The sequence below is a fragment of the Kribbella sp. NBC_00359 genome (assembly GCF_036097425.1).
GTDB lineage: Bacteria > Actinomycetota > Actinomycetes > Propionibacteriales > Kribbellaceae > Kribbella.
Window position 1 is genome coordinate 8,837,492 of the sequence record NZ_CP107975.1, and the last position, 19,685, is coordinate 8,857,176.

General features: G+C 69.8%; 18 protein-coding genes. 6 read left to right on the forward strand and 12 right to left on the reverse strand.

Going from position 1 to position 19,685, the window contains the following annotated elements:
- The first annotated feature begins 62 nt into the window (after positions 1–62).
- A complete protein-coding gene (locus OG876_RS42640) occupies positions 63–635 on the forward strand; it encodes a PadR family transcriptional regulator (protein WP_328522438.1) in 573 nt (190 codons plus the stop codon).
- A complete protein-coding gene (locus OG876_RS42645) occupies positions 632–1,312 on the forward strand; it encodes a 4'-phosphopantetheinyl transferase family protein (RefSeq protein WP_328522439.1) in 681 nt (226 codons plus the stop codon). Before OG876_RS42640 ends, OG876_RS42645 begins: the two co-directional genes overlap by 4 nt.
- On the opposite strand, the gene OG876_RS42650 is transcribed toward OG876_RS42645, so the two are convergent.
- From OG876_RS42650 to OG876_RS42705, 12 genes are all read right to left on the reverse strand, one after another.
- Positions 1,297–2,541, reverse strand: coding sequence for a glutamate-5-semialdehyde dehydrogenase (locus OG876_RS42650; protein WP_328522440.1), 1,245 nt, complete (start codon positions 2,539–2,541; stop codon positions 1,297–1,299). The genes OG876_RS42645 and OG876_RS42650 overlap by 16 nt on opposite strands.
- A complete protein-coding gene (locus OG876_RS42655) occupies positions 2,538–2,978 on the reverse strand; it encodes a spore germination protein GerW family protein (RefSeq protein WP_328522441.1) in 441 nt (146 codons plus the stop codon). The genes OG876_RS42650 and OG876_RS42655 overlap by 4 nt, the downstream gene beginning before the upstream one ends.
- Before the next feature lie 29 nt (positions 2,979–3,007).
- On the reverse strand, positions 3,008–3,193 hold the full coding sequence (locus OG876_RS42660) for a hypothetical protein (protein ID WP_328522442.1): 186 nt from the start codon (positions 3,191–3,193) through the stop codon (positions 3,008–3,010).
- 71 nt (positions 3,194–3,264) lie between these two features.
- Positions 3,265–4,377 carry a glutamate 5-kinase gene (gene proB, locus OG876_RS42665; RefSeq protein WP_328522443.1) on the reverse strand — a complete coding sequence of 371 codons (1,113 nt, stop codon included), beginning with the start codon at positions 4,375–4,377 and terminating at the stop codon, positions 3,265–3,267.
- The gene (obgE, locus tag OG876_RS42670) at positions 4,377–5,948 is read right to left on the reverse strand and encodes a GTPase ObgE (RefSeq protein ID WP_328522444.1); all 1,572 of its coding nucleotides are present in this window, start codon (positions 5,946–5,948) and stop codon (positions 4,377–4,379) included. The genes proB and obgE overlap by 1 nt, the downstream gene beginning before the upstream one ends.
- Before the next feature lie 108 nt (positions 5,949–6,056).
- Positions 6,057–6,317, reverse strand: coding sequence for a 50S ribosomal protein L27 (rpmA, locus tag OG876_RS42675; RefSeq protein WP_328522445.1), 261 nt, complete (start codon positions 6,315–6,317; stop codon positions 6,057–6,059).
- Positions 6,318–6,328: 11 nt separating this feature from the next.
- Positions 6,329–6,646: a 50S ribosomal protein L21 gene (gene rplU / locus OG876_RS42680; RefSeq protein ID WP_328527031.1), complete on the reverse strand. Its 318-nt coding sequence runs from the start codon at positions 6,644–6,646 to the stop codon at positions 6,329–6,331.
- A 174-nt stretch (positions 6,647–6,820) separates the two neighbouring features.
- Positions 6,821–10,360, reverse strand: a complete 3,540-nt coding sequence (locus OG876_RS42685; protein WP_328522446.1) for an Rne/Rng family ribonuclease — start codon at positions 10,358–10,360, stop codon at positions 6,821–6,823.
- A gap of 148 nt (positions 10,361–10,508) precedes the next feature.
- Positions 10,509–11,336, reverse strand: coding sequence for a TIGR03936 family radical SAM-associated protein (locus OG876_RS42690; protein ID WP_328522447.1), 828 nt, complete (start codon positions 11,334–11,336; stop codon positions 10,509–10,511).
- A gap of 12 nt (positions 11,337–11,348) precedes the next feature.
- Positions 11,349–11,843 carry an anthrone oxygenase family protein gene (locus tag OG876_RS42695; protein WP_328522448.1) on the reverse strand — a complete coding sequence of 165 codons (495 nt, stop codon included), beginning with the start codon at positions 11,841–11,843 and terminating at the stop codon, positions 11,349–11,351.
- Between the two features lie 101 nt (positions 11,844–11,944).
- A complete protein-coding gene (locus OG876_RS42700; protein ID WP_328522449.1) occupies positions 11,945–12,355 on the reverse strand; it encodes a hypothetical protein in 411 nt (136 codons plus the stop codon).
- Positions 12,352–14,085, reverse strand: coding sequence for a M64 family metallopeptidase (locus OG876_RS42705; protein WP_328522450.1), 1,734 nt, complete (start codon positions 14,083–14,085; stop codon positions 12,352–12,354). The genes OG876_RS42700 and OG876_RS42705 overlap by 4 nt, the downstream gene beginning before the upstream one ends.
- 147 nt (positions 14,086–14,232) lie before the next feature.
- On the opposite strand from OG876_RS42705, the gene OG876_RS42710 reads away from it, so the two are divergent.
- Genes OG876_RS42710 through OG876_RS42725 form a run of 4 tightly spaced genes read left to right on the forward strand, consistent with a single transcriptional unit; the run spans position 14,233 to position 19,629 of the window.
- Entirely contained in the window at positions 14,233–15,036 is an 804-nt protein-coding gene (locus OG876_RS42710) for a lysophospholipid acyltransferase family protein (RefSeq protein WP_328522451.1), read from the forward strand.
- A gap of 38 nt (positions 15,037–15,074) precedes the next feature.
- A complete protein-coding gene (locus OG876_RS42715; RefSeq protein ID WP_328522452.1) occupies positions 15,075–15,953 on the forward strand; it encodes a prephenate dehydratase in 879 nt (292 codons plus the stop codon).
- 57 nt (positions 15,954–16,010) lie between these two features.
- Positions 16,011–17,351, forward strand: coding sequence for a GNAT family N-acetyltransferase (locus tag OG876_RS42720; protein WP_328522453.1), 1,341 nt, complete (start codon positions 16,011–16,013; stop codon positions 17,349–17,351).
- Positions 17,308–19,629: a M43 family zinc metalloprotease gene (locus tag OG876_RS42725; protein WP_328522454.1), complete on the forward strand. Its 2,322-nt coding sequence runs from the start codon at positions 17,308–17,310 to the stop codon at positions 19,627–19,629. Before OG876_RS42720 ends, OG876_RS42725 begins: the two co-directional genes overlap by 44 nt.
- Positions 19,630–19,685 lie beyond the last annotated feature (56 nt).

Consider the following 19,685-nt stretch of genomic DNA (forward strand, 5'->3'; position numbering starts at 1 on the left):
CGATAGTCACACATCATCTAGTTTCATTGCAACTAGTATCTGGGAACCCGTATGCTGACGCCATGACCATCCGACGCTCACCACTCGCCCTCGCGATCCTCGGACTGCTCGAGAACGGCCCGATGCATCCCTATGGGATCCAGCGGTTGATCAAGCAGTGGGGCAAGGACGAGGTGGTCAACGTCGGCCAGCGGACCAGCCTGTACCGGATGATCGTGCGCCTCGAGGAGGAAGGCATGATCACCGCCGGCGCGACCGAGCGGGACGAACGCTACCCAGAGCGCACCGTCTACCACCTGACCGAGGACGGGCGGGCGACCTGCCGGGAGTGGCTGGCGGAGATCCTCACCACCCCGCGCAACGAGTTCCCCGAGTTCCCGGCGGCGCTGTCGTTCGTGATGCTGGTGACGCCGGAGACGGCCGGTGAACTGCTCGGCGAGCGCCGCGATCACCTGTCTGAGCGCATCGCCGTGCTCGACGCCGAGCTGGTCCTGGAGGGCGAGCCCATCCCCCGGTTCGCCCTGCTCGAGACCGAGTACCAGCGGGCGATCGCGGTGGCCGAGGCGGAGTGGATCGATCGGATTGTCGACGATCTGACCACCGGAACGTTGACCTGGAAGCCCGGACCGGTGTGACCGTCGAGGTGTGGTGGGCCCGGATCGATCAGGCCCGCGACGAGTTCGCCGTTGATCTCGACGCGGACGAGCAGCGGCGGCTGGCGGCGTACCGGCGGGACGAGGACAAGGCGCGCTTCCTGCTCGGGTGCACGATGGTCCGGCGGTTGCTGGCGGCACGGTTTTCGTTGCCTGCGGCAAAGGTACGGTTGGATCGGAGCTGCCCGGACTGCGGGAAGCCGCACGGCAAGGTCCGCGCGGACGGGGTCGAGCTGTCGGTGACGCACTCCGGCGAGCTAATAGGCGTCGCGATCGGCGATCACCCGGTCGGGCTCGATGTAGAGAAGGTCGACCCCGGCGTCGACATCGACGCGGTGAGTCGCCTATGCCTGGCTCCTGAGGAAGTGCGGGGGCTGGCCCAGTACGACGGGATCGCGCGAGCGAAGGCGTTCACGCAGGTGTGGACGCGGAAAGAGGCTGTGATCAAGACGACCGGGGTCGGGGTCCGGGCGGACCTACGGACGGTGGTCGTCAGTGCGCCGGACCAGCGGGCAGAGGTGCGGGCATGGGCGGCGTACGCCGGGCCAACGCAGCTGACCGACCTCGAGGTCGGCGCCGACCACGCCGCGGCACTGGCGGTACTTCACGCCGAGCCGCTCGTCGTCCGGGTGAACGACGAGACTCAGGTCCTGATCTGACCTTCGCCGGTGACGACGTACTTGGTCGACGTCATCTCCGGGAGGCCCATCGGGCCGCGGGCGTGGAGCTTCTGGGTCGAGATGCCGATCTCGGCGCCGAAGCCGAATTCGCCGCCGTCGGTGAAACGCGTGCTGGCGTTGACCACGACCGCGGCCGAGTCCACCGCCTGCACGAACCGGCGGGCGGCGGCCTGCGATCGGGTGATGATCGCGTCGGTGTGACCCGAGCTGTAGCGGCGGATGTGCTGCACCGCGGCTTCCAGTGAGTCGACGACGGCCGCGGACAGGTCCAGCGAGTTGTACTCCAGGCCGAAGTCGTCCTCCGTCGCGGCGACCACATCCTTGCCAGCGGCAACTACAGCCGGATCGCCGTGCACGGTCACGCCGGCCGCGGTCAGCGCCGGCAACGCGGTGGCCAGGAACTCGTCGGCCACCGACGCATGCACCAGGAGGGATTCGGCCGCGTTGCAGACACTCGGGCGCTGGGTCTTGGAGTTCAGCAAGATCTCCAGCGCGAGCCCCAGATCCGCGTCGGAATCCACATAGACATGGCAGTTGCCCACGCCGGTCTCGATCACCGGCACGGTCGACTCGGTGACCACGGTCTGGATCAGCCCGGCACCACCGCGCGGAATCAGTACGTCGACCAGCCCGCGCGCCTGCATGAGCTCCTTCACCGCGGCCCGATCCGTCGGCACGCCCTGAATCACATCGGCCGGCAAACCAGCTTCGGTCGCAGCGTCCCGCAGTACGGCGACGATCGCCTCGTTGGACGCGGCGGCGGAGGACGAACCGCGGAGCAGGACCGCGTTGCCGGACTTCAGGCAGATGCCGGCCGCGTCGGCGGTCACGTTCGGGCGGGCCTCGTAGATGATGCCGATCACGCCGAACGGGACGCGGACCTGGCGGAGCTCCAGACCGTTCGGCAGGGTGTAGCCGCGGACGACCTCACCGACCGGGTCGGTCAGCCCGGCCAGCTGCTCGAGTCCGGCGGCCATCCCGTCGACCCTGGCCGGGTCCAGCGCCAGGCGGTCCACCGTGGACTCCGGCGTACCCGCTTCCCGGGCCGCCGCGACGTCCTTCGCGTTCGCCGCGACGATCGTGTCGGTGTTCGCTCGCAGGGCTGCCGCCATCGCGTGCAGCGCCGCGTCCTTGGTCGCCCGCGAAGCGTCCGCCAACGCGTACGACGCCTCCCGCGCCCGCCGGGCCAGCTCGATGATTTCACTCACGCCCTCATCGTAAAGCGCGCCCCGGCCTGCCCACCCCGCCGTCTCAGCCGCGTCTCGTCTTGCGGCGGTCGCCCCCGAGGGTGGCGGGCCCTGATGACCGCGCGGATCGTCAGCAGCGCCGCCGCCGCGACCAGTTGGGCGCCCAGGATGATCTTGGTCGCGTCGACGGCCGGGGTCCAGGTCACCTTGCCGTCGCGAAGGACGTATACCCCGACCGGCCTGGCCATCAGGCCGAGCCCACCGCCGGACCCACTGCGCTCCGGTTCCCCGCTGTCCCGGCCGGTACCACCGCCTCCGCCGCCGCTGATGCGCGCTACGGGCAGCACCGTCACCCCGTCCTTCTCGATCGGCTCGCCGAAGACCGTTCCGGCTTTGACGCCGTCGATCACCCCTTGCAGGATGTCCATGACATCCGCGTTCTCTGCCAGTTTGGCCATGCCCTCCACCTCCAACCGGGACAGCTGCTTCAACGGTGCAAGAACTTCAGTAGGTCGTAGGTGACGAACACCGGCCAGACCAGGGCCTGGAGGATGCCGACGACGACTCCCCAGAAGCTGTCGGCTTGCTGGATGTAGTACACGAGGGCACCGATCAGGCCGAGCCCGTACACCGCGTCCCCGCCGCCGGCGCCCCGGCTGCCCTTTCCGCTCATACCACCGAGCTTTGGGAACATCCGCCCGGTCGGCAAGGGCTCACCGTCACGAACAGCCAGGACCTTTGGGGCTACAGCAGGACCAGGTCGTCTCGGTGGACGACCTCGCGTTCGTAGGCGGCGCCCAGTTCGCGGGCCAGGTCTCGGGTGGAGCGGCCGAGGAGGTCGGGGAGTTCGGTCGCGTCGTAGTTGACCAGGCCGCGGGCGATGACGGTGCCGGACGGGGAGACCAGGTCGACCGGGTCGCCGGCGGAGAAGGTGCCTTCGACGGCGGAGATTCCGGCCGGGAGGAGCGACGAACGGCGCTCTGTCACGGCCCGGACCGCGCCTTCGTCCAGGCGCAGTACGCCCTGGCCGGAGGTGGCGTGGGCCAGCCAGAGCAGGCGGGTCTTGCGGCGGCGGCCGGTGGGGTGGAACAAGGTGCCGACGGGCTCGCCCCGCAAGGCCTCGCCGACGCGAGCGGCCGACGTCAGGACGACCGGAATGCCTGCCTCGGTGGCGATCGCGGCCGCCTCGACCTTCGTCTGCATGCCGCCGGTGCCCACGCCGGACGACCCGTTCCGGCCGATCCGCAGCGGGGCGAGATCCGCGGGACCACGGACCTCGGCGACCATCGACGTACCGGGCTTGCGCGGATCCCCGTCGTACAGCCCGTCGACATCCGACAGCAGCAGCAACAGATCGGCGTGGACGAGATGACTCGTGAGCGCCGCCAGCCGGTCGTTGTCGCCGAAGCGGATCTCGGTGGTGGCGACCGTGTCGTTCTCGTTGACGATCGGTACGACGCCAAGCTCGAGCAACCGGGCGAACGTCCGATAGGCGTTGCGGTAGTGGCTCCGCCGGGTCACGTCATCGACCGTCAGCAGCACCTGACCGACACGTAACCCGTGCGCGGCGAAGGCATCGCTGTAACGGGCCATCAGCAGCCCCTGCCCGACAGAAGCGGCCGCCTGCTGGGTCGCCAGGTCACGCGGTCGCGACCGCAGGCCCATCGGGGCGAGGCCGGCCGCGATCGCGCCGGACGAGACGAGCACGACCTCGGTCCCCTCCACCCGCCGCGCCGCGATGGCGTCGACGAGCAGGCGGAGCCGTTCGAGGTCGATCCTGCCGCGCTGGGTCAGCGACGACGAGCCGACCTTCACGACGATCCGCGTGGCCTTCACGGCCTCCGCGCGAGGTTTCATCAGGCGTCCTGATCTATGTCCCTGGCTTCGAGCTCGCGTGCTTCCTTGCGCGCCAGCTTCGCCGCCTTCTCCGCTGCTCGCTTCGCCTCGGCCGGGGACAGGTCCACTTCGTCCTCGACCCAGCCCTGCTTGTACTCGGACCGATCGCCCGACGCCCGGTGGGCGTGGTACTCGGTGTCCTTCGTCCGCCGCCGCTGCACCGCGGGACGGGGCTCCTCCAGCCGGTGGTCCTCACCGCGGCGGGCCAGGATCTCGGCCCCGGCCTGGACCTCGGGCGCGAAGTCGAACACGATCGCGTTCGGTCCGTCGCCGATGACGACCGCGTCACCCTCCATCGCGCCGAGCTCGAGCAGTTCCTTCTCCACGCCGAGCCGGTTCAGCCGGTCGGCCAGGTAGCCGGTCGCCTCCGCGTTCGCGAAGTCGGTCTGCCGGACCCAGCGCTCGGGCTTCTCGCCCTGCACCAGCCAGCCGCCGTCCTCCGGCAGCTTCTTCACCTTGAACTCGGGTCCGCCCTGCACCTGCGGCCGGATCACGATCCGCGTGGTGTCCGGCTTCTCCTCCTCCGCACGACGCCGTACGACGATCTCCGCCATCGCGAACTTCAACGCCTCGAGACCTTCGTGCGAAGCAGTCGAGATCGGGAACACCCGCAGCCCGCGCTGCTCCAGCTCGGCCTGCACCATCTCGGCGATGTCCCGCGCGTCGGGTACGTCGATCTTGTTCAGGGCAACGAGTCGCGGCCGGTCCTCGAGCCCGCCGTGCGCCTGCAGCTCGGCCTCGATCGTGTCCAGGTCGCTGAGCGGGTCGCGGCCCGGCTCGTACGTCGCGCAGTCGATGACGTGCACGAGCGCCGCACACCGCTCCACGTGCCGCAGGAAGTCGTACCCGAGCCCGCGTCCCTCGCTCGCCCCTTCGATCAGGCCGGGTACGTCGGCCACCGTGAAGGTGACGTCACCCGCGACCACGACGCCGAGGTTCGGGATGAGGGTGGTGAACGGGTAGTCGGCGATCTTCGGCCGGGCCCGGCTGATCGACGCGACCAGCGAGGACTTGCCGGCACTCGGGAACCCGACCAGGCCGATGTCGGCGACCACCTTGAGCTCGAGGACGAGCGTGCGCTCCTCGCCGTCCTCACCGAGCAGGGCGAAACCGGGGGCCTTCCGGGCGCTGCTGGCCAGGGCCGCGTTACCGAGGCCGCCCTTGCCGCCCTGCGCCGCGACGAACTCCGCGCCGGGTCCGACGAGGTCCGCGAGTACGACGCCGTCCGCCGTACCGATGACCGTGCCGTCGGGGACGCCGAGTACGACGTCGCCGCCGTTGCTGCCGGCCTGGTGATCACCCTTGCCCTGGGCACCGTTCGTGGCGGCGCGGTGGCTGGAGCGGTGGTAGTCGACGAGCGTGGTGACGTCGGGGTCGACGCGCAGGATCACGCTGCCGCCGTCACCGCCGTTGCCGCCGTCCGGACCGCCCAGGGGCTTGAACTTCTCCCGGTGCACCGAGGCGCAGCCGTTTCCGCCGCGGCCCGCGGTGACGTGCACCGTGACCCGGTCGACAAAGCTGGGAATCGCCATCGGTGTTCTCTACTTCCTCTTGGGTATTACCAACACAGCAGAAGGGCGGGTCCGCGGTATTCCGCGACCCGCCCTTCTCAGAGCTTCGACTACGTCCGGGTGGCGGTGTTACTCCGCCGGGGCCGGGACGATGTTGACGACGCGACGACCGCGCCGGGTGCCGAACTCCACCCGGCCCTCGGCGAGCGCGAACAGCGTGTCGTCGCCGCCACGGCCGACCAGGTCGCCCGGGTGGAAGTGCGTGCCGCGCTGACGGACGATGATCTCGCCGGCGTTCACCAGCTGGCCGCCGTACCGCTTGACGCCGAGCCGCTGCGCGTTGGAGTCGCGCCCGTTACGGGTGGACGCGGCGCCCTTCTTGTGTGCCATTTCTGATCAGCTCACTTCTTCTTCGCGTCGATCGCGGTGACCTTGACCTGGGTGTAGTGCTGACGGTGACCCTGGCGCTTGCGGTAACCGGTCTTGTTCTTGTACTTGAGGATGTGGATCTTGGGACCCTTGGTACGGCCCAGGACCTCGGCCGACACGGCCACCTCGGACAGCGCCGCGGCGTCGGTCGTCACGGTGTCGCCATCGACGACCAGGACCGCCGGCAGGGACACGGTGTCGCCCACCGCGTCCGTCAGGCTGTCGATCTCGATGACATCGCCGACGGCGACCTTCTGCTGGGTGCCGCCACTGCGCACGATCGCGTACACCGTGGATCTCACTCTCTGCTGGTTCGGAAGTTCTTACGGGGGCCTGCACAGACCTGCTCGCGGCCCACACAAACATGGCACGCGGAACGCGCGCCGAAGCTCAAGTTTACGGGTCCCCTCACAGGCGGGTCAAACCGGGTCATCCGCCTGCGGGGGGACTCGTGTCACATCTGCTCAGGTGCTGGTCGATACGAGTTCCGGAGCGTCGGCTCCGGGGGTGCCGGCGTCAGCCTCGCCGGCGGACTCGCCACCGGCGGCCTGGGCGCCCTTGCCCCGGCCGCGGCTGCTGCGCCGCCGCCGTGTGCTGCCGGACTTGGCGGACCCGTTCTGGGTCGCCTCGGCCGGCTCTGCCGCGTCGGTTTGGATGGTCGCGGCCGTGTCGGCGGGCGCCGGGAAGCCGGTTGCCTCCGGGCTGACCTGCTCGTCGGCGCTGGCGGACACCGGGTAGCCGGTCGGCTCCGGCGTACCTGCTCCGGCTTCGGCCACCGCGCCCTCGCCGGTCTCGGTCGCTTCCTCGTCCTTCTTGGCGGAGGCGGCAGCGATCTGGGCGAGGCGGTGGGCGGCGTCGCCGTTGTGCTGCGACGCCTCCTCGGTGTGCTCGTCCTCGGCGCGGCCCTTGCCACGGCCGCGGCGGCGGGACGACTTGCGGGGCTCCTCGGCCTGCGCGGCGGGCTTGTTGTTGTCCTGGCCGTTGCGGCTGTCGCGGCGGCGGGACTCCTTCGGCTCGTCGTGCAGGATCAGGCCGCGGCCACCACAGTGGTCGCAGTTCTCGCTGAACGCCTCGAGCAGACCGGTGCCGATCCGCTTCCGGGTCATCTGGACCAGGCCGAGCGAGGTGACCTCGGCCACCTGGTGCTTGGTCCGGTCGCGGCCCAGGCACTCGACCAGCCGGCGCAGCACCAGATCGCGGTTCGACTCCAGCACCATGTCGATGAAGTCGATCACGATGATGCCGCCGATGTCGCGGAGCCGGAGCTGGCGGACGATCTCCTCGGCCGCTTCCAGGTTGTTCTTGGTGACGGTCTCCTCGAGGTTGCCGCCGGAGCCGGTGAACTTGCCGGTGTTCACGTCGACGACCGTCATCGCCTCGGTCCGGTCGATGATCAGCGAACCACCCGACGGCAGCCAGACCTTGCGGTCGAGCGCCTTCTTGATCTGCTCGTCGATCCGGAAGTTCGCGAAGACGTCGCCGTCGCTCGTCCACTTCTCGACCCGGTCGGCCAGGTGCGGCGCGACGTCCGAGACGTACTCGCGCACCTGGTCGTACGCGTCGTCACCGGAGATCACCAGCTTGGTGAAGTCCTCGGTGAACAGGTCGCGGACCACCCGGATCAGCAGGTCCGGCTCACCGTGCAGCAGCTGCGGGGCCTGGCCGCTCTTCGACTTCTTGTCGATGTCGTTCCAGTACTTCTGCAGCCGGCTGACGTCGGCGGTCAGCTCTTCCTCCGACGCGCCCTCGGCCGCGGTCCGGACGATCACGCCCGCCTCGTCGGGGACGATGTCCTTGAGGATGCCCTTCAAGCGGCTCCGCTCGGTGTCGGGCAGCTTGCGGCTGATGCCGCCGTTGCCGCCGCGCGGCACATAGACGACGTACCGGCCGGGCAGGCTGATCTGGTTGGTCAGCCGGGCGCCCTTGTGGCCGATCGGGTCCTTGGTCACCTGGACCAGCACGGCCTGGCCGGACTTCAGCACCTGCTCGATCTTGCGCGGCCCGTTGGCCCCGCCGAGCGTGGCCCAGTCGACCTCACCGGCGTACAGGACCGCGTTGCGGCCCTTGCCGATATCGATGAACGCGGCCTCCATGCTGGGAAGCACGTTCTGCACCCGGCCGAGGTACACGTTGCCGATCAGCGAGACCTGCTCCTCCTGGGCGACGTAGTGCTCGACCAGGACGTTGTCCTCGGAGACGGCGATCTGGGTCAGGTCGCCACGGGCGCGGATCACCATGGTCCGCTCGACCGACTCGCGCCGGGCCAGGAACTCGGCCTCGGTGACGATCGGCGCCCGGCGGCGTCCGGCGGCGCGACCCTCGCGGCGGCGCTGCTTCTTCGCCTCCAGGCGGGTCGAGCCCTCGACCGCGGTGATCTCGTTGACAGTGTTCTTGCTGCGCGGCTCGCGGACCCGTACGACGGTCTCGTCGGGGTCGTCCGCGGCTCCGGCGCCTTCTTCGCCCTTGCGGCGACGACGACGGCGGCGGCGCCGGGACGAGCTGCCGCTGGCGTCGCCGTCCTCGTCGGAGTCGGCGGAGCCGTCGTGCTCGTCGTCCGAGCCGGCCTCGGCCTCGGGCTCATCCTGGTCGTCCTCGTCGGACTGCTCGTCGGCGGTGTCCTCGGCGTCGGCGTCACCGGACTTGCGACGGCGGCGGCCGCCACGGCGCCGGCGACGACGACGCGTGCCCTCGCCACCGTCCTCGCCGTCCTCGGACTGCGCGTCGGCGTGCTCGTCGGCCTGACCCGCCTCGGCGCTCTCGTCCTCGTCGGTGACCTCGACCGGCCGCTGACCCGTGGTCGCGCTGCCGCCGCGGGTACGGCGGGTCGTCGGCTCGGCGGAAGGCTGGTCGCCGTCGCGGGCCTCGCCATCCTGTGCTTCGACGCCACGGGCCTCGGTGTCGCGAGCCTCCGTGTCCCGGGCCTCGGTGTCGCGGGCCTCGGTGTCGCGGCCACGGCGGCTGCGGCGACGGCGCGTGGTCGTCGGCTGCTCGTCGGCGGCAGGCTCGGTGCCGATGGTCTCCACGGCGGCCGGCGTCGCCTCGACCGGGCTGGTCGCGGCGGCCTGGGCGGGAGCCTGCTTCGGCACCTCGACCGGCGCTTGGAACAGCACCGGAGCGGCGGCCGGCGCTCGGCGGCGCGTACGGCGGGTGGTCGGCTCGTCGGCCTGGTTGGTGTCCTGGTCGGCGGTGTTGTCGGTGGACGGGTTGCTCTGGACCTCGTCGGTGGAGGCGGACGGGGCGTTCGAGCCACGGCGCCTGGAGCCGGACCGCGTGGCGGCGGGCGCCGCGCCGGACTCGGCGTTGGTGTCAGCGTGCGCAGTCTCGGTGCCAGCGGTCGCGTCGGCGGCAGAGCCGGCGCCTGTGCCAGCCTGACCGTCGGCCGTACGCGCCTGACCGTCGGCCGTGCCGGGCTGACCGGAGCCTGTGGTGTCGGTGGAACGTCCGCGGGAACGGGTGCGCCGGGAGGAGCGGGACTCGGTCGGCGCGGAGGCGGCGGCCGGGGTTTCCGCATCGGCGACCGGGCCGTCGGTGACAGGGCTGTTCTCGGTGCGGAGATCGGCCTGCGCGGCCTTCTTCGCGGTGCGCTTGCGGGTGGCCTTCTGCGCGGTCGCCGGGGCGTTCTCGACGACCGGGCCGCCGTCGGCCAGGGTGGTCTCCGGCGCGTCGTTCTCGATCAACTCCGGGAACGCGTCCTGCGCGGCGGCCTTCTTGGCCGGACGCTTCGTGGCGGTCTTCTTGGCGGCGGTCTTCGCCGCGGCCTTCTTGACCGTGGTCGTCTTCGCGGCAGCCTTCTTGGCAGCCGTCTTCCTGGCCGTGGCCGGCACCGGATCGGCGACCTCGCCGTCGGACTGGGTGGGGACCTCCGCGGCGGCGGTCTTCTTGACGGTGCGCTTCGCGGTGGTCTTCTTCGCAGCGGCCTTCTTCGCGGTCTTGCGCGCTCCTGGCTGCTCCTGGGCGGTGGCAGCCGTATCGGCTGCTTCGGTAGTCGGCTCGTTGTCGAGCATGTAGTGCGGGTCTCCTCAAGCCCTCCGGCGCATCCTGCGACCCCTGTCACGGGTCCGGCGCGGCCACAGAGCGGTCACGGTTCGCCGTCCGGCACAGTTTTCTTGGTGCCGGCGCGGCGGAAGCCTGCTGGATCCGCTCCGCCCGTGCTCAGGGCTCGGAGGGAGCGGCGGCGTCGCCCTCCGCTGTGTGCGTCTGGTGGTCTTCCGCCTGGCCGGTCGCGGTCGCCTGGGTGGCGTCGCGGTCTCGAGCGAGCGGGTCGTCCACCGTGCCGGAGGCCGCGATGAGCGGGCCCTGGGCGAGCCTGGTCAAAAGAGCCGGGCCCGTCACCGGGAGCGTCGCTACGTCGAGCACGCCGGCGAGAACGTCGTCGGGTCTCACGGCCGGGGTTCCGTGCCGTAACACCACTTGCAGTATCGCACACGTCGCAACCGACCCCGGTTCGTGCGCGACGGTGAGTCGCAGAACGGCGTCCCGACAGTCGAACGAGCGAAGCCCGCGTTTGGTCATGCGCTCGACCAGAATTTCCTCCCGGGCCAGGAACGCCGCCACCGCCTCTTTCGCCGCCTCCGGATCCACACCGGGCAACGCGATCAGCCACTCGCTCGCCTCGAGCCGGTCGGCCAGCGACCCGGGGCCGGCGACAACCACCTCGAGGACGTCGAGACCCGGTGGCAGCGCCTCGTCCAGGGCGGCCCGGACCTGCTCGGCGTCCCGCTCCTGTGTGAGCGAGATCTCCAGATACTCGGCTTCGGACGCGGCTCCGGTCGGCGCGGCACCGGCGTACGAGATCTTCGGGTGCGGGCTGAAGCCGTGCGAGAACGCCACCGGCAGCTCCGCCCGGCGGACGGCGCGCTCGAACGCCCGCTGGAAGTCGCGGTGTGAGGTGAATCGCAGCCGTCCGCGCTTGGCGAACCGGACCCGCAGTTTCTGGACCGCGGGAAGCTGTTGCGACGGCGGAGCTTGAACAGGTGGCACCCGGGCATTGTCTCAGGCGGCGGACTGGCCGGTGAGGTAGAGGGCCCAGCCGAGGAGCCCGAAGGACAAGGTGGCGAGGATGGTGCGGATCAGGTTGAAGGTGCGCCACTTGGCCTCGTCGAAGGCGGCCCGGGCGGCGGCCACGTCGATGGTGTTCGGGTCACCGGCCGCCTTGAGCGCGTCGTTGAGCGGGACGTTGACCGCGATCGTCAGGATCACCGTGATCAGGTAGAGGACGAAGGCGACCGCGATCCACGGCAGCGCCTTCTCCTTCAGGCTGAGCAGGCCGGCCAGCAGCGTGAACAGCAACGCGCCGGCGAACCCGAGCCCGAGGAACAGCGGATTGAGGATGGCCCGGTCAACCGCCTGGAACGCCCCGACGAAGGTCTTGTCATCGGTCTTCGCCAGCCCTGGCATGAAGGCGTTCGCGTAGATCGCGTACACCCCGGCCACCAGCCCGGTCGTCATCGTGGCCACCAGCAGGGACGCCACCCGCAGTCCGTTCATCTCGCTCCTTCCAGTACGGCGGGACCTCCCCGCACCGGAAACCTATGGGACCGAAACGTGCACGGACATGTCAGCGAAACTCACGCCCATGTCCGCGCAACTCACAACCTCGCACATTGACCGGACCGCGGTCCGGATACCTGGTTCTGCGCCTGCAAATTGACCGGCGCAGGCGTGTTGCCAGAGCAACCCAGCGGTCCGGTCACCGCGTTCCCCGCCAGTACGGCGGCCTCCGTCGTACTGGACCTGGTCACGGACACCGGGCCCTGGACCGTGGTCCCGACGACCACGACGCTCCGGGTCACCCCGTCGATGCTGATCGGTCCCCCGATCGTGCTCCGCAACAACTGGAGGTCGGTCGCCTGGTCCGCCTGAACCGGGCCGACGATACGAGAGTCGGTGGCGACCACCGACGCGCCGGCGCCGACCAGGACCGGGCCGTTGATCGTGGCAGCGGCCAGGCAGGTGACCCCGGATCGCACGGACAGCAGCCCGTTCCGGACCCCCGTCACGATCGTCGTGCACCTAGGGGCCGGGCGCAACAACGTGACCGCGAACCGGCGCGGTGTCCCGATGTTGCCGGAGGCATCGATCGCCCGATACTCGACCTGATGCCGGCAGTATCCGGGCGGTACGTCGTCCCACGGCACCACCCGCGGTACGCCGAGCTTGCCGTAGACAAGCTGGTCGATCTCGGTCCCCTCGGCGGTGAACCGGAACGGCGCGGAGGCGTCGGTCGGCCAGCCGTAGTAGTTGTACCAACCGTCCCCGTCCACCCGGAACTCCGGAACGACGTACCCCGGGCTTCGTCCGTCGCGGCCAGGCCCATGGTGAACGCGTCGTTGTAGATGGACTCCGGGCCGGTCGCCTTCTGCACAGTCAGCAGCGGTTTGGACATCGTCGACTGCACCACCGGCTCGACCCCGTCAACTTGCCACGTCAGGGTCTCCGCACCCACCTGGGCCGTGAGCGTGTGGCGGCCGGTCAGCTTCAACGGCTCGAGATCGAGGTCCCGGTCATTGCCGGCGCTGGCCAGCTCGACCCCGTCCAGCCGCCACACGATCCCGGGCTGCGCGGTGTCCGACTGCGTCGTCTCGGCGTACACGACCTCGTTGGCGCTGACCGGATGCTCGGTCGAGGTCGACCCGGTGAACCGCACCGGCTCGGTGGACGGCTGGGCGGACAGCGTCGTGTTGACGGTCCACGAGCGAGCGGCGGTCGGGCGTACGGCGGGATCTCGTATGAACGTCGTATTGTCGACAATCGACGCCGTCAGCGTGTGCAGGCCCGGTGCGAGCTCCAGGGTCGAGAGGTCGACGGCACGACGGTTCGCGGTCGGGAGCGCCGTACCGTCCAAGGTCCAGGTCACGGCGAGCTCGTGGTCCACTGGATGCAGGGTCTGCAGCCAGACGACTTGGTCGGCGGCGACCTGGCCGACTGGCGTGCTGCTTTGGAAGAGCGCCGCACGAGCCGAGATCCGCTGCGTCATCCGCTCGCGGGAGACCTGGTCGAAGTAGTAACCGAGCGCCTTCATCATCGAGTGCGGGCTGGGTCGCCACACCCCGGAGCCGGCGTACATGCCGCCCTCGTAGCGACCGATCGTGCCGCCGGACTCGGACGGCTCACCGAGCCACCGGAACCACTTCTGCTGCTGGTCCCGCATCTGCTGCTCGGTCAGCAAAGTGTGATGGATCGAGGCAGGCTCAGGTCCCTCGTACGGCGCTCCGCGCTCACCGCGGGCGTAGTAGTCGTACTCGTCCTGCAGGCCGCCGAGCGAGTGGCCGAGCTCGTGCGGCGTGATCAGAGCGGACAGCGCGTTGCCGCCGGACGCCGTGGCATACGTTCCGCCGGCACCGCCGTACGTGTTGCTGTTGCCGATAGCAAGGATCTGCCGGTTGGCGGACGTGGTGCCGGGGACGAGATCGGCATACTGCGTCGCCGCGGCCGAGCTGACCGTGAGCAGTCGCTGGACGCTGGCCGGGTTGCAACCGCCCCAGAAGCCCATCTGCAAGGGCGTGTCGACCTTCGGCGAGGTGAGGTCGGGATCGCAGTCGACGCCGCTCTCCGGAGAGGCGATCTCGACGGCGAACCTGGACGCCGCCGGGCCGGTCACCTGGATCGGGACCACGGTGGCCGCCGGGGCGTCCGCCGTACCGGATCCTTGCGCGGCTGCCGTCGTGCCGGCGCCGGCGAACACCGCCGCCAGCACCCCGAGCATCGCTGTCAAAGCCTTGGTTCGCACAAGTCCTCCCCAGCCGGGCGACGCTGCCGTCAGCAGCTTACGAAGGCCGGCCGCCGGGTGTGAGGAGTTCCCGCGTGGCGACTTGCGAGCCAACCGGGCTGTCGTGCGGCATCATGAGGGTCGGGGAACTGTGAGGAGAGGACATCGATGACGGAACCGGCGCAGTCGCCGCGGCCCGAGCCGGGCCGGGTACACCCGGTGGACGACTCCGGTGAGGGCGACGGCAAGGGCATCTACTTCCTGCTGAAGAACGTGCTGATCGGCCCGCCGGTCAGGCGCATCTTCCGGCCGATCGTGGTCGGCGCCGCGAACGTCCCGGAGACCGGCCCGGCGATCATCGCCAGCAACCACCTCTCGTACTCCGACTGGATCTTCATGCCGCTGGTGGTCCGGCGCCGGGTCACGTTCGTGGCGAAGTCCGACTACTTCACCGGCGCCGGGATCAAGGGCCGGTTCCAGCGCGGATTCTTCAAGGGCACCGGCCAGGTGCCGATCGACCGGTCCGGCGGGTCCGCGTCCGAGGGCGCGATGCGGGCCGGGATGAAGGTGCTGGAGCGCGGCGAGCTGTTCGGCATCTACCCCGAGGGCACCCGGTCGCACGACGGCCGCCTCTACAAGGGACGTACGGGCGTCGCCCGGCTCGCGCTCGAGGCCAAGGTGCCGGTGATCCCGTGCGGGGTGATCGGCACCGACGTGGTCGCACCACCCGGCAAGGTGGTCGCCTCGTTCGCCTCCCCCACGATCAAGTTCGGCGAGCCGCTGGACTTCTCGCGCTATGAGGGGATGGAGAGCGACCGGCTGATTCTGCGGGCCGTCACCGACGAGATCATGTACAAGATCATGGAGCTGTCCGGCCAGGAGTACATCGACATGTACGCCACCAAGGCCAAGTTGCTGGAGGGCCGGGCGGTCACCGGAGCGCCGAAGAAGGTCCGTAAGACGGACACCTGATCCGTCTGCTGAGATGTTGGGGTCTAGGCTGGTAGACCGTGGACGGACCGATCGCATATCAGGGTGAGCCAGGCGCCAACTCGGCGATGGCGTGCACCGAGATGTTCCCCGACCGCGAGCAGCTGCCGTGTACGACGTTCGAGGACGCGCTCGAGGCGGTCAGCAGCGGTCGCGCCAGGCTCGCGATGATCCCGGTGGACAACTCCATCGCCGGCCGGGTGGCGGACATCCACCACCTGCTGCCGGAGTCCGGGCTGCACATCGTCGGCGAGCACTTCCTGCCGATCCACTTCCAGCTCCTGGCGGTCCCGGGTACGTCGCTCGACCAGGTCCGGACCGTCCGCAGCCACGTGCACGCGCTCGGCCAGTGCCGCAAGATCATCCGCGAACACGGCTGGTCCACAGTGGTCGCCGACGACACCGCCGGCGCCGCCCGCGAGGTCGCCGAACTGGCCGACCCGACCGTCGCGTCGCTGTCGCCCCGTGCTGCCGCGGAGCTGTACGGCCTCGAGACGCTGGCCTCCGACGTGGAGGACGAGCACCACAACACCACGCGATTCCTGGTGCTGTCCCGAGAGCCCGAGATTCCGCCGGTCGGCTCCGGCCCGATCATCACCAGCTTCGTCTACCGCGTCCGCAACGTGTCGGCCGCGCTGTACAAGGCGCTCGGCGGCTTCGCCACCAACGGCGTCAACATGACCAAGCTGGAGTCTTACCAGCTCGGCGGCATGTTCTTCGCGACGCAGTTCTACGCCGACATCGAAGGGCACCCCGAAGAGCCGAACGTGGCTCTCGCGCTGGAGGAACTCGCGTTCTTCTCGGTCGAGGTCCGCATCCTCGGCGTCTACCCCTCCCACCCCTTCCGCGCCCAAATCGCCGAACCCGCCGCCAACCGCGCCCTCCGCCCCCACCACTAGCCTGCTGGGTTCCTTCCCACCTGCGCGGCGGCCGGGAGCGCGGCATAGGGTGCGCGGGTGCGGATTGTCAGCGTGGATGGGCGTGATTCTGAGGTTTTCCGGCGGTTCTTCGAGGTGCGGTATGCCGTGCGGCGGGAGGAGCTCGAGTTTCCGGTGGGGCTCGGGCTGCAGGAGGCCCGGGTGCTCTTCACCGGTGTTCACACGGCCGGGCGGTCGGACGGGTTGGGGCTGGTCGACGGTGACACGTGGGCCGGGATCGCATGGCTCGACTGGTGGTTGCTCGACAACACCGACACCGTCGACGTGGAGCTCGCGGTCGTTCCAGCGTACCGGCGGCGTGGTGTCGCGACCCGGCTGCTGGACGCGGTGATCGAACGAGCCCGGGCCGACGGTCGGCGGGTGCTCTCCGGGATGAACTCCGCGGGCGATCCGGTGACGGGTGAGAGTGCTGGTACGGCGTTTGCCGCCGCGCGGGGGTTTGTCCGGAAGCACGCGGAACTGCAGCAGGTGCTCGAGCTTCCGCTGCCTTCCGAGCAGTTGGCGGCGTTGGACCGTCCGGTGCCGGGGTACGAGCTGGTGCAGTGGCGTGAGCACATGCCTGACGAATGGCTGGAGCAGTTTGCCGTCCTGCTGACAGGGATGACGGAAGACGTGCCGACCGGCGACCGGACGATCGAGTCGACCCGATGGACTCCGGCGCTCATCCGCGAGGCCGAGGCCCGGCGCGTTGCCCAAGGCCGCTTCACCTACACGACCGCCGCCGTCCACACCGCGTCCGGCGCGCTGGCGGCGTACACGCAGATGGGTGGTTCGCCGGAGACGCCGGACCGGCTGAGCCAGTACGACACCTACGTCCACCCCACTCACCGCGGCCGCCGCCTAGGCATCGCGGTCAAGATCCCCAACCTCAGCGCCCTCCAGTCCGGCCTGGACCACACCGCCGTACTCCACACCTTCAACGCCCCCGAGAACACCCCGATGATCGCCGTCAACGAAAAGCTCGGCTTCCCGCCCCGCCGCCCAACGCACAACCTGGGAACGCACGCTCTGACTCCACGACAACCTGTCGGCGCGGCCACCGTGTCAGTCCTCGTGCTCCTCTTGAGGATTCAAGCAAATCGTCAACGCTCACAGGGTTTTCGACGGATTTCACTGTCTGCGGTGCGAAGGGCTTGTGCGCAGGCGGTGAGGGGAGCAATGTTGACGGTGAGCAGTGACTTGGGGGCCTACTGCTCGTGGGGGAAGGCGGGACGTACCGCCTTCGATCGAAGGGCGGGCTGGGGGAAGAACCTCTTCGGTCCGGGACCGTGCGCGGTTCCGACCTGCTCGTGCGCCCCCGCTGGAAGGGGGAGAGATGCCGAGGAAGGCCAACGGGCGAGCGGACAAGCACCGCGATGACGACTATCGGATGCCGGGTGAGGTACCGGCCGCCGAGCCAGTCGCCAACGGACAGCCCGCGGCGAACGGCATGCCGATGTCCGGAATGACCGGAGCACCGGCCTCGGGTGGCGCCGACATGAGCGGCGGCCAACCCAGTGGAGCAGGAATGTCGGGCGGCGGCCAACCGGCCGGCGACGGCATGAGTGGCGGCGGCAAGGCCGGTGGTGCCGGCATGAGTGGCGGCGGCCAGGCCGGTGGTGCCGGTATGAGCGGCGCGGACGGGCGCACCGAGTTCCCGACCCGGCGGCAGTGCGGTGTGATGGACGTGCACCGGCGGCTGCTGTCGACGTCACCGGAGTACGCCGCGGCGCGGTCGGCCATCGAGACCGCGACGATCGCCTACGTCTCCGGACCGGACCGTTTCAGCGGGATCGCCCGCATCCCGTGTGTCGTGCACGTGGTCTGGAACACCGCGGCCCAGAACATCTCGCAAGCCCAGATCGACAGCCAGATCGACGTCCTGAACCGCGACTACCGGGCCACCAACCCCGACACGAGCATCGTGCCGCCGGTCTTCAGCGGCCTGATCGCGGACACCCGGGTCGAGTTCTTCCTGGCGACCGAGGACCCGAACGGGAACCCGACCACCGGTGTCACCCGGACCCAGACCAGTACGGCCAGCTTCGGCACCGACGACAAGGTGAAGTCGTCGGCGACCGGCGGTATCGACCCGTGGCCGGCCGACCGGTACCTGAACCTGTGGGTGTGCCAGCTCGGCGGCGGCCTGCTCGGGTACGCCCAGTTCCCGGGCGGTCCGGCGAACACCGACGGCGTGGTCATCCTGCACAGCGGGTTCGGCACCAACGGTACGGCGGCGGCGCCGTTCGACCTGGGCCGGACCGCAACCCACGAGGTCGGCCACTACCTGAATCTGCTCCACCAATGGGGCGACGACGGCACGGGCTGCAGCGGCAGCGACGAGTGCGCCGACACCCCGAACCAGGCCGGCCCGAACTTCGGCGTACCGACGTTCCCGCACGTGACGTGCAGCAACGGGCCGAACGGCGACCTGTTCTACGACTACATGGACTACACCGACGACCGCGGCATGGTGATGTTCACCAACGACCAGGTGGCCCGGATGCAGGCCTGCCTGGACACCGTGCGCAAGGGTCTGCCGATCTTCGGCAGTGGCTCCAGTACGCCGGAGCCGGCCGGCTCGGTGGTGGCGTGGGGCGCGAACCGGCTCGACGCGTTCGTCCTCGGCACCGACCTGGCGATGTATCACAAGTGGTGGAACGGATCGGCCTGGGGACCGTCCGTCGCCGGTTACGAGTACATGGGTGGTGTCTGTATGAGTGCTCCTGAAGTCGCGTCCTGGGCGCCGAACCGGCTGGACGCCTTCGTCCTCGGCACCGATCACGCGCTGTACCACAAGTGGTGGGACGGGGCGAACTGGGGACCGTCGGTCACCGGCTACGAGTACCTCGGCGGCGTCTGCATGAGCCCGCCGCGGCTGGCCACCTGGGGCCCGAACCGGCTGGACGCGTTCGTCCTCGGCACCGACCGCGCGCTGTACCACAAGTGGTGGGACGGCTCGAACTGGGGACCGAGCGTCACCGGCTACGAATACATGGGCGGCATCTGCATGAGCCCGCCAGAAGTCGTTGCCTGGGGCAAAGACAGGCTGGACGTCTTCGTGCTCGGCACCGACAACGCGGTCTATCACAAGTGGTGGGACGGGGCGAACTGGGGACCGTCGGTCACCGGCTACGAGTACCTCGGTGGCGTCTGCGCTTCGCCACCGCGGGTCGTCGCCTGGGGCCAGAACCGGCTCGACATGTTCGTCATCGGCACCGATTCCGCGCTGTACCACAAGTGGTGGGACGGCTCGGCCTGGTCGGGCTGGGAGTACATGGGCGGCGTGTGTACGACGGCGCCGACGGTCGTCTCGTGGGGTTCGGACCGGCTGGACGTGTTCGTGCTCGGCACCGACTCCGCGCTGTACCACAAGTGGTGGGACGGCTCGAACTGGGGACCGTCGGTCACCGGCTACGAGTACATGGGCGGTGTCTGCACCGACGAGCCACGCGTGGTCTCGTGGGACACGAACCGGCTGGACGTCTTCGTCACCGGCACCGACAAGCAGCTCTGGCACAAGTGGTGGGACGGCTCGAACTGGGGACCGTCGGTCACCGGGTACGAACCGCTCGGCGGCGTCATCAGCGACTTCAGGGTGACCATCCCCGAGTCGATGCCGGCGACGACCCCCAGCGGACAGGCGGTGGGAGTCTGAGCACGCAACCGGTCGGGCGGTGGACGCACTCGTTCGAGGAGGACCACGACGGGATC

Coding starts and splice junctions, on each gene's coding strand:
- OG876_RS42640 (WP_328522438.1), top strand. CDS start 63: ATGACCATCCGACGCTCACCACTCGCCCTCGCGATCCTCGGACTGCTC.
- OG876_RS42685 (WP_328522446.1), bottom strand. CDS start 10,360: ATGCTCGACAACGAGCCGACTACCGAAGCAGCCGATACGGCTGCCACC.
- proB (WP_328522443.1), bottom strand. CDS start 4,377: ATGAAACCTCGCGCGGAGGCCGTGAAGGCCACGCGGATCGTCGTGAAG.
- OG876_RS42660 (WP_328522442.1), bottom strand. CDS start 3,193: ATGAGCGGAAAGGGCAGCCGGGGCGCCGGCGGCGGGGACGCGGTGTAC.
- obgE (WP_328522444.1), bottom strand. CDS start 5,948: ATGGCGATTCCCAGCTTTGTCGACCGGGTCACGGTGCACGTCACCGCG.
- OG876_RS42710 (WP_328522451.1), top strand. CDS start 14,233: ATGACGGAACCGGCGCAGTCGCCGCGGCCCGAGCCGGGCCGGGTACAC.
- rpmA (WP_328522445.1), bottom strand. CDS start 6,317: ATGGCACACAAGAAGGGCGCCGCGTCCACCCGTAACGGGCGCGACTCC.
- OG876_RS42655 (WP_328522441.1), bottom strand. CDS start 2,978: ATGGCCAAACTGGCAGAGAACGCGGATGTCATGGACATCCTGCAAGGG.
- OG876_RS42695 (WP_328522448.1), bottom strand. CDS start 11,843: ATGAACGGACTGCGGGTGGCGTCCCTGCTGGTGGCCACGATGACGACC.
- OG876_RS42725 (WP_328522454.1), top strand. CDS start 17,308: ATGCCGAGGAAGGCCAACGGGCGAGCGGACAAGCACCGCGATGACGAC.